Origin of the sequence: Allobacillus saliphilus (genome assembly GCF_018138385.1) — a bacterium.
Classification (GTDB): Bacteria; Bacillota; Bacilli; order Bacillales; family Alkalibacillaceae; genus Allobacillus; species Allobacillus saliphilus.
On record NZ_JAGSIE010000003.1, the window covers coordinates 21329 to 37262 of the forward strand.

At 41.7% G+C, this 15934-nt stretch carries 19 protein-coding genes; 15 read left to right on the forward strand and 4 right to left on the reverse strand.

Annotated features, from left to right (window positions below; translation table 11 throughout):
• The first annotated feature begins 2 nt into the window (after positions 1-2).
• The 8 genes from KC820_RS00405 (at position 3) to proC (ending at position 7194) form a co-directional block, all read left to right on the forward strand.
• On the forward strand, positions 3-875 hold the full coding sequence (locus KC820_RS00405; RefSeq protein WP_212367084.1) for a branched-chain amino acid ABC transporter permease: 873 nt from the start codon (positions 3-5) through the stop codon (positions 873-875).
• The gene (locus tag KC820_RS00410; RefSeq protein ID WP_336511002.1) at positions 875-1900 is read left to right on the forward strand and encodes a branched-chain amino acid ABC transporter permease; all 1026 of its coding nucleotides are present in this window, start codon (positions 875-877) and stop codon (positions 1898-1900) included. Before KC820_RS00405 ends, KC820_RS00410 begins: the two co-directional genes overlap by 1 nt.
• 2 nt (positions 1901-1902) lie before the next feature.
• On the forward strand, positions 1903-2088 hold the full coding sequence (locus KC820_RS00415; protein WP_212367088.1) for a hypothetical protein: 186 nt from the start codon (positions 1903-1905) through the stop codon (positions 2086-2088).
• Positions 2081-3106: a 3-oxoacyl-ACP synthase gene (locus KC820_RS00420; protein WP_272874413.1), complete on the forward strand. Its 1026-nt coding sequence runs from the start codon at positions 2081-2083 to the stop codon at positions 3104-3106. Before KC820_RS00415 ends, KC820_RS00420 begins: the two co-directional genes overlap by 8 nt.
• Positions 3103-3996: an intracellular short-chain-length polyhydroxyalkanoate depolymerase gene (gene phaZ, locus KC820_RS00425; protein ID WP_212367090.1), complete on the forward strand. Its 894-nt coding sequence runs from the start codon at positions 3103-3105 to the stop codon at positions 3994-3996. Before KC820_RS00420 ends, phaZ begins: the two co-directional genes overlap by 4 nt.
• 13 nt (positions 3997-4009) lie before the next feature.
• Positions 4010-4741, forward strand: a complete 732-nt coding sequence (fabG, locus tag KC820_RS00430; RefSeq protein ID WP_212367091.1) for a 3-oxoacyl-ACP reductase FabG — start codon at positions 4010-4012, stop codon at positions 4739-4741.
• A 27-nt stretch (positions 4742-4768) separates the two neighbouring features.
• Positions 4769-6256, forward strand: a complete 1488-nt coding sequence (locus tag KC820_RS00435) for a class I adenylate-forming enzyme family protein (protein WP_212367092.1) — start codon at positions 4769-4771, stop codon at positions 6254-6256.
• Between the two features lie 149 nt (positions 6257-6405).
• A complete protein-coding gene (gene proC / locus KC820_RS00440) occupies positions 6406-7194 on the forward strand; it encodes a pyrroline-5-carboxylate reductase (RefSeq protein WP_212367093.1) in 789 nt (262 codons plus the stop codon).
• Between the two features lie 260 nt (positions 7195-7454).
• Here proC and menC read toward each other — a convergent pair whose 3' ends face one another.
• Complete coding sequence (menC, locus tag KC820_RS00445; RefSeq protein ID WP_212367095.1) at positions 7455-8567, reverse strand: o-succinylbenzoate synthase; 1113 nt, start codon at positions 8565-8567, stop codon at positions 7455-7457.
• An 86-nt stretch (positions 8568-8653) separates the two neighbouring features.
• Here menC and KC820_RS00450 point away from each other — a divergent pair, with 86 nt between their 5' ends.
• From KC820_RS00450 to KC820_RS00470, 5 genes are all read left to right on the forward strand, one after another.
• Positions 8654-9259, forward strand: a complete 606-nt coding sequence (locus KC820_RS00450; protein ID WP_212367097.1) for a pyroglutamyl-peptidase I — start codon at positions 8654-8656, stop codon at positions 9257-9259.
• A 15-nt stretch (positions 9260-9274) separates the two neighbouring features.
• Positions 9275-9565 carry a hypothetical protein gene (locus KC820_RS00455; protein WP_212367099.1) on the forward strand — a complete coding sequence of 97 codons (291 nt, stop codon included), beginning with the start codon at positions 9275-9277 and terminating at the stop codon, positions 9563-9565.
• Positions 9566-9739: 174 nt separating this feature from the next.
• The gene (locus tag KC820_RS00460; RefSeq protein WP_212367101.1) at positions 9740-9967 is read left to right on the forward strand and encodes a hypothetical protein; all 228 of its coding nucleotides are present in this window, start codon (positions 9740-9742) and stop codon (positions 9965-9967) included.
• Positions 9968-10093: 126 nt separating this feature from the next.
• Complete coding sequence (locus KC820_RS00465) at positions 10094-11299, forward strand: Nramp family divalent metal transporter (RefSeq protein ID WP_212367103.1); 1206 nt, start codon at positions 10094-10096, stop codon at positions 11297-11299.
• 50 nt (positions 11300-11349) lie between these two features.
• On the forward strand, positions 11350-11787 hold the full coding sequence (locus KC820_RS00470; protein WP_212367105.1) for a PH domain-containing protein: 438 nt from the start codon (positions 11350-11352) through the stop codon (positions 11785-11787).
• A 6-nt stretch (positions 11788-11793) separates the two neighbouring features.
• On the opposite strand, the gene KC820_RS00475 is transcribed toward KC820_RS00470, so the two are convergent.
• From KC820_RS00475 to KC820_RS00485, 3 genes are all read right to left on the reverse strand, one after another.
• Positions 11794-12069 carry a hypothetical protein gene (locus tag KC820_RS00475; RefSeq protein WP_212367107.1) on the reverse strand — a complete coding sequence of 92 codons (276 nt, stop codon included), beginning with the start codon at positions 12067-12069 and terminating at the stop codon, positions 11794-11796.
• Positions 12070-12132: 63 nt separating this feature from the next.
• Positions 12133-13035, reverse strand: coding sequence for a DUF7916 family protein (locus tag KC820_RS00480; protein ID WP_473678986.1), 903 nt, complete (start codon positions 13033-13035; stop codon positions 12133-12135).
• Positions 13036-13431: 396 nt separating this feature from the next.
• A complete protein-coding gene (locus KC820_RS00485; protein ID WP_212367110.1) occupies positions 13432-13722 on the reverse strand; it encodes a hypothetical protein in 291 nt (96 codons plus the stop codon).
• A gap of 224 nt (positions 13723-13946) precedes the next feature.
• Here KC820_RS00485 and murQ point away from each other — a divergent pair, with 224 nt between their 5' ends.
• Together murQ and KC820_RS00495 are read left to right on the forward strand one after the other, a co-directional pair.
• Positions 13947-14855: an N-acetylmuramic acid 6-phosphate etherase gene (gene murQ, locus KC820_RS00490; RefSeq protein WP_212367112.1), complete on the forward strand. Its 909-nt coding sequence runs from the start codon at positions 13947-13949 to the stop codon at positions 14853-14855.
• Between the two features lie 9 nt (positions 14856-14864).
• Positions 14865-15932: a serine hydrolase domain-containing protein gene (locus KC820_RS00495; protein ID WP_212367114.1), complete on the forward strand. Its 1068-nt coding sequence runs from the start codon at positions 14865-14867 to the stop codon at positions 15930-15932.
• Positions 15933-15934: the final 2 nt, after the last annotated feature.

Consider the following 15934-nt stretch of genomic DNA (forward strand, 5'->3'; position numbering starts at 1 on the left):
AGATGGAACTGATTATTAACTTATCGATCAATGGAATCGCAACGGGGATGCTCATCTTTCTCATTGCCTCTGGTTTGACGTTAATATTCGGCTTGATGAGTGTGTTGAATTTCGCGCACGGTGGGCTGTTCGTCTGGGGTGCTTATAGCGGTGTATTTTTCTTCAGCTTAACCGGTAGCTTTTGGATTGGTATTTTATGTGCGATTGTAACGGGCTTAATATTAGGACTACTGACAGAGGTTTTCATTATCCGACCTGTTTACGGCAATCATATTCGTCAAATTTTAATTACGTTAGGTTTAATGCTCGTGCTGTCGGAGTTAATCAAGGTTGTTTTCGGCCCGAATGTCCTTCCGGCTCCTGTGCCTGATTATTTGAAAGGGTCCTGGTTAATTGGTGATATTACGATTATTAAGTATCGAATGTTCATCATTTTGGTCGGTGCACTTATTTTCTGTCTCATGTTTTTCACGCTTCGCTATTCGAAAATTGGGTTGATTGTGCGAGCGGGTGTCATGAATAAAGAAATGGTTCAGGCTCTAGGCATTAACATTAAAAAGATTTTCATTTTCGTGTTCATGGTCGGTTCAGCACTAGCCGCTTTCGCAGGTGCATTATTTGCTCCAAGTGCAGGCGCGATCTATTCAGAACTCGGCATGGAGTTTGGCATTTACGCTTTCATCGTTGTCATCATCGGTGGAATGGGAAGTATACCAGGTTCGTTAGTGGCTGCCCTTCTTGTCGGTTTGGCCAATACGTTTACGGCTTACTACGTACCGATTTTGTCAATGGTCGTGACGATGTTGTTAATGTTAATCGTCTTGTTGTTCCGTCCACAAGGATTATTCAATGTGAGCGGGGTGTCTAACAAATGATGTTGAAAAGAATGAAGCTGTCGACGAAAGTGTATTTACTGATTGGATTAGCGTTAGCGTTTTTACCTTTTATTAACGATTCACGTTGGTTCATGTTTTTAATGATTCAAATATTCGTTTTTGCCATTTTTGCGATGAGCTATGACTTGCTTTTAGGCTATACCGGAATTGTTTCGTTCGGGCACGCGATGTTTTTCGGTGTCGGTGCATACAGTGCCGCAATCGTCATGGACCGGATGGAAGCATCCTTCGTCAGTTTTCTGCTAGGGACACTTGTCGCCGTATTGATTGGCGGATTCATTTCCTTTTTAGCCGGCATGTTGACGTTGAAATTAAAAAGTCATTACTACGCGATGCTTACGTTAGCACTTGCAGGGATGTTCCTTTATATTGCTGAGCGGTGGCGCTCGGTCACTGGTGGAAATGACGGTTTTACATTCCGCATACCAGAGCTGCCTGGATTTTTAGAGGAACACCGAAATTTTGTCATTTACTTATTTTGTTTACTGGCAATGATCTTGTTGTTTTTCGGGATGAAACGAATTACTGAATCACCGCTTGGACGCGTTCTCGTAGGCATCCGAGAAAATGATCAACGGGTCGAGTCGTTAGGCTACAGGATCATGCCGTATAAAGTGCTGATCAGTGTCATTTCAGGAATGGTTGCGAGTTTATCAGGGGTCTTGTACGCCATAAGTATCCGCTTTGTCGATACGAGTGTATTTGATATCCAAGTGACATTGGATGCGTTAATGATGACGATTATCGGTGGTGTCGGTACGCTGACTGGTCCGATTATCGGGTCAGCAATCATCAATTTCTCGCACCATTACTTATCAGACTTAGCGAATATCCACTGGATTTTTCAACGTTGGATGATTCTTTTTGGAGCGATTTTCATCTTAGCGGTTATCTTCTTCCCGAACGGTATTGTCGGAACGATCCAGAACAAACTAGCCAAACGTAAAACAAAGAAAAAACAGTATGATACAACGGAAAAGTCTCTGCGAAAAGAGGGGGCATAATGATGAGTTCGTCGATTCAATCGTATATAATTCGTTATCAAGAACAAATGAATGATTCGAAGACACTCGTCAAAATTAAAGTGACGAACGTCCAAACGGATGAGAATACTTTTTTCGAAAACGTAGATGAAGCTCTCTCCTTCATTCGCACGAATTTACAACCGAAGCGGGGTGAGGTGGTTGAGTAACATCGGTATTGTTTCAACTGGCGTTTATTTACCAGAAAAACGAATGACAGGTGAAGAAATCGCCGAGCAATCAGGCGTTCCGGTTGAAGTCGTTAAAGAAAAGATGGGGATTGTCGAAAAACCGATACCTGGGGAAGATGACCATACAGTAGAAATGGGTATCCGTGCAGCGAAAAATGCCTTTGCGAAAAGTGCCGTAAAACCAGAAGATATCGACTTAATTATTTATATCGGCGAAGAGCATAAAGAATATTTGCTTTGGACCGCGAGCATTAAAATGCAAAAAGAACTCGGGTGCACGAATGCGTGGGGATTCGATGTCGCGCTTCGTTGTGGAACGACGATTATGGCGATGAAAGTCGCAAAAGATATGATGACATCCGATCCGACGATTCAAACGGTTTTGCTTGCAGGTGGTTACCGCAACGTTGATTTCATCCATTATGACAATCCGCGAACGAGGTTTATGTATAACTTAGGGGCAGGTGGAGCCGCAATGATTTTACAGGCAGATGCCAATGAAAATGTAGTGCGCGAAAGTCATTTGATGACAGACGGCGATTTTTCAGAGGATGTCGTCGTTGTCGGTGGTGGAACGAAAACACCGATGTCTGAGGAAGTGCTGGCACAAGGACTTTATCAACTCGATGTGCTCGATCCGGAAGGGATGAAACAACGGCTTGAGCAAAAGTCGATGGGTAACTTTTTAACGGTCATTCGCGAAGCTTTAAGAAAGTCAGGTTATACAGAAGCGGATATCGATTATTTGGCCATTTTGCATATGAAAAAATCGGCCCATGATTATGTGTTGAATGAACTTGGGTTGTCAGCTGATCAAGCGATTTACTTATCTGATTACGGTCATATTGGCCAAATGGATCAAATTTTATCGTTAGAGCTGGCTGTAGAGCGCGGGCAAGTGAAAGAAGGCGACCTCGTTGTTTTTGTCAGTGCAGGCATTGGTTATGCATGGGGAGCGACTGTCGTTGAATGGGGAAAAAGGAGGCTTACGTCATGATGACGACATTACAATCTGTTGAGATTCCGAATGGTGAGCAAATTGCTTACCGCGAACGTAAAGGAAACGGTAAGACCATTTTATTGATCCACGGAAATATGGTTTCTTCAAAGCATTGGGATGTGTTATTTGAAGCTTTAGATGAAGATTATCACTTAATTGCGCCGGACTTACAAGGATTTGGTGAATCAAGCTACAACAAGCCGATTCGAGAGATTAACGATTTTGCGAAGACGATTGAGCAATTCGTTGACCAATTGGAGTTAACGCCTTACGCGATGATCGGTTGGTCGATGGGTGGAACAGTTGCGATGCAATATTGCGCGAATCGTCCGCAGGCATGTGAGAAGCTCATTCTCCTCGCATCAGGATCAACCCGTGGCTATCCTTTTTATGCGACAAATCCGGATGGGACGCCGAACGTAGAGCAGCGGTTGAAAACGTATGAAGAGATTAAAAACGATCCGGCGAAAACGAAGACGATGGAGCAAGCTCAACGAAACCAAGACAAAGAGACGATGAAGCTCGTCTGGGATACAGCAATTTACACACAGAAACAGCCGGATCCTGCTAAATACGATGAATATTTAGCGGATATTTTCACGCAACGAAATATCGCTGAATGCTACCATGCTTTAAATACGTTTAATATTAGCCCAGTCCATAACGGGTTAGTTGAAGGGACGAATGAAGTCGAGAAAATCGATGTTCCCGTTTTAGTTTTGCAAGGAAATTTGGATTATGTTGTCTTGCCACAAATGGCAGAAGAAATTATGGAAGATTTAACAGGTGATGTGACGTATCAAGAATTGACTGGTTGTGGTCATTCACCGATGATTGATGATTTGGAAACGCTCGTGAAAACAGTCGAAGATTACTTACAGAAATGAAAGGATGAATTCAATGCGGTTGAACAATAAAGTTGCCATTATTACGGGCAGTGCGAATGGAATTGGCTTTGAAGCGGCCAAGCGATTTATTGAAGAAGGAGCACAAGTCGCGATTGCCGATTTCAATCGTGAACAAGGAGAAGCCCGGGCGAGTGAGCTTGGTACAAATGCGTTGTTCGTGCAAGTGAACGTCGCCGAGCGTGAAAGTGTCGAAGCGATGGTTGAACAAGTGAGAAACCATTTCGGAAAGATTGATATTTTAGTCAATAATGCTGGAATTACTCAAGATGCGATGCTTTCGAAAATGACCGTTGAACAATTTCAACGTGTCATTGACGTTAATTTGACCGGTGTTTTTCATTGTACGCAAGTTGTCTTGCCACACCTCATTGAAAACGGGAAAGGCAAGATCATCAACACCTCTTCAGTTTCCGGTGTATATGGTAATGTCGGTCAGACGAATTATGCAGCGGCAAAAGCGGGATTGATCGGCATGACCTACACGTGGGCAAAAGAACTCGCGCGTAAAAATATCAACGTCAACGCGGTCGCTCCAGGATTTACGGAAACATCTATGGTCTCGACGGTACCCGACCATGTCATTGACGGGCTTGTGAAGCAAGTACCGTTGAACAGACTAGGAAAGCCTGAAGATATTGCGAACGCGTATCTTTATTTAGCCAGTGATGAATCCGATTACGTCAACGGCCATGTTCTTCATGTCGATGGCGCGATTATGATGTAAATGTCCACTTAGAGGAGGTGTAGGGAAATGTTGAAAGGGTTGGATTGGATCAGTTCACGTGCCAAATTGTATCCGGATGAGATAGCGGTTATCGTATCCGAAAATGGACGCCGATATACGTATAACGAAATTAACCAACGTGCTGAACAACTTAGTCGATACTTGTTTGAAAATGGCATTGAAAAAGGCGATCGGGTTGCACTGCTTGCGCCGAATGATATTAGCTATTTCGATTTTCTGTTTGCTTGTATGAAGTCAGGTGTCATTTTTGTCCCATTAAACTGGCGTCTGAGTGAGTCGGACTTATCGTATGTATTGAAAGATTGTGAACCAAAGTTGGTGGCAGTCCATACAACTTTTGCGCAAGAGCATAATTGGATTGAAACGATGTACGAATCAGTTGCCATTATAGATGAAACATATGTAGATAATCTGGATATTTCAACTAGCGTTTCCTATCAAGTTTCCCTTGAAGAAACCGACCCACTCGCAATGGTTTATACAGGAGGTACGACTGGTAAGCCAAAAGGGGCAGTCCTTAGTCACCGCTCAATTTTATGGAATGGATTAAACACGATTGTCAGTTGGGGATTAACAAAAGATGATTGTACATTAACGGCGATTCCGATGTTTCATTCAGGTGGTTTGAATGCACTGTCGACGCCGATTTTGTTGGCAGGAGGGACCGTTGTCCTACAATCTACATTTGAACCTGAACAAGCGGTCAGCAATCTATTAACCTATGAATGTTCGATTGTATTATTCATTCCGACGATGTATCACATGATCACGCAAACGGAAATATTCCGTGCGAGTGATTTTCCGAAAATGAAAGTCTTCCTATCTGGTGGTGCTCCATGTCCGCTTTCAATCTATGAACACTTCGCCAAAAAAGGATTGGACTTCAAAGAAGGATACGGATTGACGGAAGCGGGGCCGAATAACTTTTATATCGATCCGAAAATTGCTCGGATGAAACGTGGCTCCGTCGGGCAAGAGATGATTTTTAATAACGTTCAAGTCGTAGATGATCGAGGAAATGAAGTAGAACAAGGAGAAGTTGGCGAGCTGTGGCTTCACGGAAATCATTTATTCGAATTCTATTGGAATAATGATGAGGAAACGAACCGTTCACTAGAAAATGGTTGGTTGAAAACAGGCGATCTAGCAAGGATTGACGAAGATGGCTTCGTGTATATCATTGGCCGGAAAAAGGAAATGATCATTTCTGGTGGAGAAAATATTTTTCCACTCGAAATCGAACATTGGCTCCAATCGAATGAGGCGGTCAATGAAGTAGCGGTGCTGGGCATTCCAGATGAAAAATGGGGCGAGAAAGTCGTCGCTTACGTTTCGGTGAATGATGACCAAATAACGGAAGTCGATTTAGAAATGTATTGCGCTGAAAAATTGTCTCGTTATAAAATACCGAAAAGCTTTCATATAATCGATGAACTCCCGAAAACGCATGTCGGAAAAATTGATAAAAATGCGTTGATGACAACGCCGAATTGAATGATGAACTCGCCTAATAGAAGGCGGGTTCTTTTTTGTTTAATTTTTTTTATCGTAACCATGTATGAACTTGACCTAGTATAACCCTGTACTTTCAAGCTTCTATCTACTAAAATAAAATGCAACTATTCGTACGAGGTGAATTTTAAATGGATAAAAATATTGGTTTTATTGGCAGTGGAAAAATGGCTCAAGCAATGATTGGTGGGATGCTTGAATCGAGAATGGTGGATAAAAATCAGATTCTTGCTTCCGCTTTGACGACCCGCACGATCAATTGGATGGAAGAGCGGTACGGGATTGAAATGTTCAGAGATAATAAGAAAGTCGCTTCTGAAAGTGATTATTTATTTTTTGCAGTGAAACCGTATGTTTATCCAGAAGTGATCGAGGAAGTAAAAGGACATTTGAAGAAAGGTTCAATCATTATCACCATTGCACCAGGTGTTTCGATTAAAGATATTACTGATGTATTCGGGGAGCAAACGAAAGTTGTCCGCAGTATGCCGAACACACCTTCATTTGTCGGGGAGGGCATGACCGTCATTAGCCCGAATGAACACGTATCAGATGAAGAGCAAGGTGAAGTCATTAAGATTTTCGAAGCTTTTTCACAAGTGGAAGTGATGGATGAAAAGCAAATGGACGCCATCCCAGCAATATCCGGATCATCCCCGGCATATGTCTACGTCATGATTGAAGCGATGGCGGATGGTGCGGTGAAGCAAGGGATTCCACGCAGACAGGCGTATCGCTTGGCGAGTCAGGCTGTGTTAGGAGCCGCAAAGATGGTGCGCGACACGGACATTCACCCAGGAGAGCTGAAAGATCAAGTGTGTACACCGAAAGGCACGACAATTAAGGCAATCGCTGCTTTAGAAGAAAACGGGTTCCGTAATAGCATTATTAAAGCGATGGATGCGACAAGAGAAGAATAATAGAAGTAAGCGCGCTCTTCATACGATGAATGAAGAACGCGCTTTTTTGTGGGTGCTATGAGCGATTAGCTTACTTCTTTGAACGTTCATGCACTCTTTTTGAACGTTTAACGGGCTCCTTTGAACGTTTGCGTTATTCTTTTGAATGTTTAGCGCTCTTGTTTGAACGCTTAGCGCAGCCGTTTGAACGTTCACGCACATCATTTGAACGTTTAACGCTTTCGTTTGAACGGTTCAGCCCCACGCTCGTTAAAGTCGCATTAAAATTCAAACACTTTCTTAGCAATCGTAAAATTCTCCATCGCCTCATGATCGATGTCAAATCCGATCCCGGCGCCAGTCGGAACGGTTATTTGTCCGTTATCAACGGTAACTTCTGGTTTAATAATATCTTGATCCCAATAAAGTGCAGAAGCTGCGGTGTCTCCAGGTACAGTAAAGTTCGGCAGGCTTGTGAGTGCAATGTTATGTGCGCGTCCGATGCCTGCTTCAAGCATACCTCCACACCAAACGGTGATTCCTTTTTTGGCGCAATAGTCATGAATGCGTTTAGCTTCAGTGAGTCCACCGACGCGTCCGACTTTGATGTTGATGACTTTGCAGCTTCCAAGTTCAACAGCCTTCCGAGCGTCTTCAAACGAGTTGATGCTTTCATCTAAGCAGATTGGTGTATGAATGGCTTGTTGAAGCAAAGCGTGGTCAACAATATCATCATGTCCAAGTGGTTGTTCAATCATCATTAAATTTAATGCATCGAGTCGCTTCAAATGGGTAAGGTCGTCGAGTGTGTAGGCGGAATTGGCATCAGCCATCAATTGTGCGTGCGGGAATTTATTCCGTACCTCGGTCAGTGGCTCGATGTCAAAGCCAGGCTTGATTTTCAATTTCACCCGCTTGTAGCCTGCATCTAGTTTTTCTTGGACACGGTTGAGCAGTTCCTCAATTGTGGGAGCAATACCAAGACTAATGCCGACATCAATCGTTTGTTGACTACCGCCGAGTGCTTCACTCAACGAGATGCCTTTTCTTTTGGCGTAAAGATCCCAAACAGCGCCTTCAATCGATGCTTTCGCCATGTTATTTCGTCGAATGACAGAAAACCGTTTGGTGACTTCGTGCGGATGGTTTATTGGATTTTTCGTCAATAACGGAATTAAAAAATCAATGAGCATATGCTCTGTCGTTGCCACCGTTTCCTCGGTATACCAAGGCTCTGTGAAGGCAACGGACTCGCCGTAACCACGATTGTCTTCACCGTCTTCGATCTCAATGATAAAAAGTTCTTTATTTTGCAGTGTGCCAAAATTCGTTTGAAACGGATTTTTCATTTGCATGCGTAATTTATGCAAAGTGATTTTTTTAATCGGGATCATGGAATGACTCCTTTATGCATTCAGTTATTTTCTTCATTTTATCATATCGAACATGTGTTAAAATGGCAGGAAAGGGAGCGAGTCAGATGAAAACATTATTGTTAACTGGTTTTGAACCGTTTTTAAATTTTAGCGAAAATCCAACAATGACGATCGTTGAAAATCTAAATGAAATTGAATTGGCTGGCTATAAAGTAGTCGGGAAAATCTTGCCGGTCGATTATGAAAAAAGTGGTGATGCGATCATCAAATTGATCGAAGAATTGAAGCCAGATGCCGTTGTTTCATTAGGTTTAGCTGGTGGGAGAAATCAATTAACACCTGAGCGAATTGCGATGAATTGCAATGAATCAGATCAACCGGATAATGCTGGAAACACACCGAGAGGCGAGCGAATACATACGGACGGACCAGACGGGATATTTTCGACGTTGCCGATTCAACAAATGGTGGACCGCTTGCATGAAGCTGGGTATCCAGCGAAAATATCGAACTCAGCAGGTACCTATTTGTGCAATCATGTCATGTACAGAGCGCTTTATTATTTTCAACAAAATAACCAACAAGTGCCGACTGGGTTTATTCATATACCAGCATCACATCAACTGGCTGTTGAGCATGGTCGGATCCCGAGCTGGTCACAAGTGGATTTACAAGAAGCCGTAAAATTGTGTTTGGCATGTATGAAATGAGCTAGGAGGATAATTATGGGAGAAGTTGTCTCATTTGTGTTAGTGTTGATTGGTATTGTTTTTTTCATGTGGAAAGATCTAAAAAAGTTAAAGGTTCGCGAATGGATTGGATTCATTATTAGCCTTGTGACGGCTGTCGCGGTCGGTGTTATCATTATTTACTTTTTCGGTAACTGGATCTTAGATAAAATTGATCATTCTACACTGCATTGGATTCTCAGCTGGGGAATTGCCATTTTTGGAGTAGTCCTCGCATCTTATATCCATTTCAAACTGACTAAAAAGTTTACGAATGGAAAGTTATAAACTCAGCTCCATCTAAGCTCACGATGATTGAAAACAGAGCAATCAGGGAATAGTAAAGCAAAAGCAAAAAAAGGTGTGTCCCTAATGCGATGGATTTTTCGAATGTTATTTCGTGTATTTGTAGCTAAGAAATTATACAACAAAATTCGTGGCAGAAAATAACGAGGTGATTACATGAGTGAACTAGAAGGTTTAGATGGTACTGTAAATGTTTACGTCAACGGAAAAGAGGTTGAAGTATTTATGGGTGCACGTGTGCGAGATGCCCTATTAACCTATGATAAAGAAGCATTTAGTGAGCATTTGCAAGGTGAACTTAGAATCGAAGACCAAGAGGGACACCGATTGAGTCCCCAAGAGCGTGTCGCTAACGGTGCACATTATTTTATTGATGAAAAATAAACAGTTATCAAAAAAGCTTCAATAGCCAAAGTGCGCTGTTGAGGCTTTTTTTATATACTCTTGAACTTTGTCAATAATCAGAAAATATTGTATGCTGGATTTAAAAAAATACCGGGGAGGTTTCATATGGCTAAGAAAGGATTGGTCGAACGACTGAAGCGGGTTGGACCTGGAACGATTGTCGCTGCTGCAATTGTCGGGCCTGGGACCGTAACGACAGCTTCATCTGTTGGTGCGGAATTTGGTTACACACTCATTTGGGCACTCGTCTTCTCCGTCTTGGCGACGATGTTTCTACAAGAGATGACGACTCGTTTAGGTGTTGTATCTCGAATGGATTTAGGAGCTGCTTTCCGCAATCAATTTCAAAATCCGCTATTGAAAACAGCTACAATCCTCTTGATTATATCAGCGATTTTCGTCGGTAATGCGGCATATGAAGCAGGAAACATTACCGGTGGTGCCATTGGTGTAGCGGCACTTACGAACACACCTGTTAGTTATTGGTCAATCGTGATCGGCTTCATAGCTGCCCTTTTATTATGGTTTGGAAATTATAAAATGATCGAGCGTGTTTTCATCGTTTTGATTTCAGTGATGAGCTTTAGTTTTATTGTGACGGCGATTGTTATCCAGCCAGATCTTAGTGAGATATTTGGAGGATTTGCTCCTCAGATTCCAGACGGGGCAGCGATTTTGGTGATTTCTTTAATCGGTACAACGATTGTTCCTTATACACTTTTTTTACAATCGGCAACAGTGCAAGAGAGATATGAAGGAAAAGAGCGTTTAGGAGATAGTCGCTTCGATATCATTTTTTCCATGATCATCGTCATGGTGGTTACCGTATCAATCATCGTAACTGCAGCGGTTGCATTTCCGCTTGGAACCAACATCGAAAACCCAATCGATATGGCTAATCAAATAGAACCGCTGCTCGGTACTTGGGCGAAATATGTCTTTGGTTTAGGAATTTTTGCAGCAGGAATCACTTCAGCGATGACGGCACCACTTGCTGCAGCGTATGCGACAACAGGGGTACTCGGATGGAAACAGAATTTAAAATCGTATAAATTCCGCGCGATTTGGTTGTTCATTTTAATCATAGGTGTCGTTTTTGCTAGTATGGGTTACAGTCCAATTCAGCTCATCGTCTTTTCGCAATATGCAAATGGATTAATTTTACCAATCATCGTTCTGTTCCTGATGTTTGTCATGAACAATCGTCGAATGCTAGGTGAAAATACAAACCGAACCTGGCTTAACATCGTCGGTTGGATTATCTTTGCGATTACGCTGTTGCTTGCGTTGAATAGTTTTGAAATTATTTAATGAAACGGAATTGAATCAGTTTCGTTAAAAATAGAGAAGAGGTTTAGCTGATGTATTTTCCGTCAAAAAAAGATTTGTTTTTTATCATCGTTTTCTGGGGAATAATTCTGTTTTTAGTCGGCGTATATTTTGTAGGTGGCGAACCTGGTGGATATCAACTGATCACGTATGATAGCTTGATCGGCATCATCATTAATGTATTGTTGATTGGTTTTTTGTTATGGATTTGGTTTGGAACCGGATATTTAGTAAAGGATGGAAAGATTGTTATACGGTCGGGACCATTTAAGTCAACGGTTCCAATCGATGAGATTAAAAAGTTACGTAAAACAAAAAGCCCTTTTTCAGCACCAGCTTTGTCAATTGACCGGATGGAGATTTTATATGGCCATTATAAGGTAGCGTTAATTTCCCCAGACGATGAAGCAAAATTCGTTGCGATGTTGTTGGAAAAAAATCCAAGGATTGAATTGGATGAGAAACTGTAAGAGTAATTACGAGAAGAAAACTATGTATACTCCGCAAATGAAAAAAATGAGTACAGCACTCATCAAAAAGTAATCGACCAACGTATTTTTAGGCTTATTCGTTACTTTCGATTTGTAAATTTCATAGAGGGCACTGAGGAAAGCTGTAAATAGAAGAATGCTGATCGGATAGATCAGATTTTCATCCTCGGAATCAGAGATCAGTTCATCTGAAATTAACAAAAGACTGATCAAAAGAAATCCATATAGATATTTAATGGTTTTATAAACATTAGTTCTCATGATTTCCCCTCCATAAATCTAACCTTATGAAAAGCAGTCCAGCAAACTGAACTGCTTATTTTTTTATCGGTTAATAGAACGAGCCATACGGAGATATGTGTGACGCTTGCCACGGATGACAATAGAGTAATCCATGATGTTTTCCGGGATAGAAAGCCCTGTGTATCCAGCGTCGCCTAAATGGTGGATATCTGCACCGACCATTTTATTATGGAGAGCTGTTTGGCGAATCGTTGCTTGATCAGCACCTTCCTGGCTCGTCCCGATCGTTGTCATGACAAGAACACCTTTTTTATGGGCTACTTTTGCCCAATGGCTTGCGTGCTCAACAGTGATTCCTGGAATTGTTCCTGGAGGTGGCATCAAAAGGACGTCAGCTCCCGCCTGAATAAATTTTTCAATCCATTCGTCCGTAATAATTTCCCCACCTTGCTCACCAGCGACACCGGCTCCGTGCATTTTTCCAGCAATAATCATGACGTCTTCCTGGAAGATTTCTCGGGCCCTCTTGATTGCTGATTCGATTTCTGGGTTAGTGACGCCTGTTTGCGGATTTCCGGTAAAACAAACAAAGTCAACTCCAAGTTCATAAGCTTTTTTCAATGATTCATCGGCAGCTGTTCGTCCAATCGGCAAATCGTTCAAATCTTCAAGTCGCTCTGCATGAGGGTCGATTGGCTCGAGGTTAATTCCGACAGGCCTTCCCGTCAATCGCTTTATTTCACCGACTAAGTTTTCTGCATTCGCGGTCACACCATTAACCATCGGTTGAAAAACATCAAAGATATTCATCAAAATAAGATCGGCACCAATTGCCGCAGCCATCTCTGCATTGGTGACTTCCGGATACATCGGCTGGCTCGTTCCAATCACTTCGGACAAAACGACCCGGCCTTCAGATGCCTGGATGGATGCTTTTAAGTCTTTACCAGAGAGTTGTTGCATTTCGCTAGTTGTGCAACTGATTAGTCATTTCAATTTCGGATATCCTCCTTAGTCTGTAGTTTTCGATTACAATGGAAAAATTGTATAAGGATCGTCTATACCCCCGAACGACTGAGAAACGTTGCCGAAAAGTCGTATAGAGAGGCTCTATACTCCCGAACGGTTTAGGAAAAGTGCTGAAAGGTCTTATAGAAGTGCTCTATACCCCCTAACGGCTGATAAAAGTTGCTGAAAGGTCGAATAGAAGCACTCTATTCGCCCGAACAGCTCAGAAAAGTTGCCGAAAGGTTGAATAGAAGCGTTCTATTCCTCCAAACGACTGATAAAAATAGCTGAAAGGTCGAATAGAAACACTCCGAACGGTCGAAAGAAGCGCCCTAACGAGGGTGATTTTTTCGTTAGCGTCTGAAGTGTGTTCTACTTCATCTTTTTCAACATCGTTTGCTGTAGGGGCGCACCACCCATTTTGACATTTCGTTCAACGAGTACATACTTTTGTCCATCGACTTGAAATGTTCGGTCACCGATATATTTAGCCTCATAGTTTTTATTGGCTAATTCATCCAGAATCGCATGTACATAATCCTCAAATTTGATGTAGCGCTGATCGAATGTTATTCCGATATTTTCTTTTTTAAAACCTAAAAAGCGACTGAAAAAGAAAAGGATAATCATGCCCATTAAAAAGAAAAAGATCCATTCAATCAATGAAATAACCTCCCTTACCGTCAGTTTATCACAAGGATTTTAAACAAATAACACCTTTCTGAATTTTAACAATCAACTGTCAAATAAAAATAAATTTCACTAAATAGTCTTGAAATTTGATATTTTGTTTTATACAATAGATTTATAGTACTTAGCTTAAGTGAAAGTCTTTTTTTAAAACATCCTTTGTAAAGGCTTTCATATTTAAGTAGGAAGGTATGAACATGGATATGCTAACGAAGCTTACGACAGAAAGACAAAACCCAAAATCTTTGGAACTCGATCAAATGCCGATCAGCGATATTCTCCAGTTAATGAATGAAGAGGATCGAATGGTAGCTGATGCGGTTGCCAAAGAGCTACCTTCAATCGAGCAAGTGATTGAAAAAGTTCGCGAAAGTTTTCAAAACGGAGGGAGGTTATTTTACGTTGGCGCCGGAACGAGTGGGCGCATTGGAATTTTAGATTCGGTTGAATGTCCGCCAACATTCAGTACCCCGCCTGAACAAGTGCAAGCGGTCATGGCAGGCGGTGAACAAGCATTTCTCGTAGCTGTAGAAGGTGCTGAAGATGAAGAAGTGACAGGTCGAGATGATCTGTCGCAAAGAAACTTGACTGAAAACGACGTCGTGATTGGCATCGCAGCAAGCGGTCGCACACCTTATGTCATCGGTGCTTTGAAATTCGCCCAAGAAATTGGAGCAACAGCGGTCAGTCTCTCTAGTAATAAAAATAGTGAAATCAGTGAATATGTCGATTACGCTATCGAAGTCGAAACAGGACCGGAAGTCTTGACAGGTTCGACTCGGTTAAAAGCAGCCACAGCCCACAAAATGGTATTGAACATGATTTCAACCATTTCCATGGTGAAGGTGGGCAAGGCTTATAAAAATTATATGATTGACGTAAAAGCGTCTAATCATAAACTCAGAGAGCGTGCAAAATCAATCGTGGCAGAAGCCGCAGATGTCCCATATGAAGAGGCGGAAACTGTTTTACAAGAAACGGAATTTCAAGTGAAGCCGGCCATCGTGATGATTATGACGGACCAACCTTATGAATCTGTCAAACTTGCATTAAAGGCTTCGAATGGATTCGTCAAAGAAGCGATTCAACAATTGCTAAAACAGTAGGTGATAAAGATGGAATTACAAAAAGAAATCCAGGACATCACTGAATCTTATCTAACAAAAAACGATTTCAATACAGTCGATCTTTTATTCAAACAGGCTAACGACGAAATGGTCAGGTTGTCATACCGGGATGGTAGGTGGGTAAATGAATCACCTAACTCTATGATTTTTGATTTGGCGAGTTTGACAAAGATTGTCACGACGACGGGGATTCTCAGATTAATAACCGAGAAAAAGCTATCGCTTCAATCAACATTAGCTGAGCATTTACCACTACAGAACTCACTCATAGAAAAAATCGGACATATTACAATCGAAGAGTTATTGACCCACTCATCCGGTTTGAGAGCATGGTATCCATTTTATAGCTTACAAACGAGAAATTTTTTAGAAGCTTTGGCCCAAATTGAAGTTACACATAATCTAGAGAGAAAAACGGTTTATAGTGATTTGAATTTCATATTATTGGGTGAAGTGATTCAATCAAATACAGATATGCGTCTTGATGATTTTGTAACGAACAAAATCGTAAAACCTTTAGAACTTCGAACATTAACTTATGGACCAATAAAAGATAACGAGAACGTCATATCTACAGAGTTTGGGAACCAGACAGAGAGAAAAATGTGTTCCAAACGCAACATTTCCTTCGCTAGATGGAGAAATTTCGATCAAGCGATGAAAGGTGAAGTGAATGACGGTAATGCGCATTATTTTTTCGATGGTCAAGCAGGTCATGCTGGGTTATTTGGAAGTATAGATGATTTACAAATAATTATAGATTTATATAGAAGAGGGGGACTACATAAAAAAAACGAATTTATTGAGCAAGCGTTAGTAGACCGGTCACTTGGGTCGTTTATCGAACAGAGAGGACTCGGTTGGCATGCGGGTGAACCATTTCCGACAGGAGTTGGTCACACAGGGTTTACAGGAACATCAATATGGCTTGACCGAACCAATGAGCTGACGGGGATTATATTAACGAACCGATTGAATGTATCTACACCAAAGAACATTAATCCTTATCGCTTACAGGTACATCAAAAAGTAGTGGATTCGATTCAAAAATACTAGGA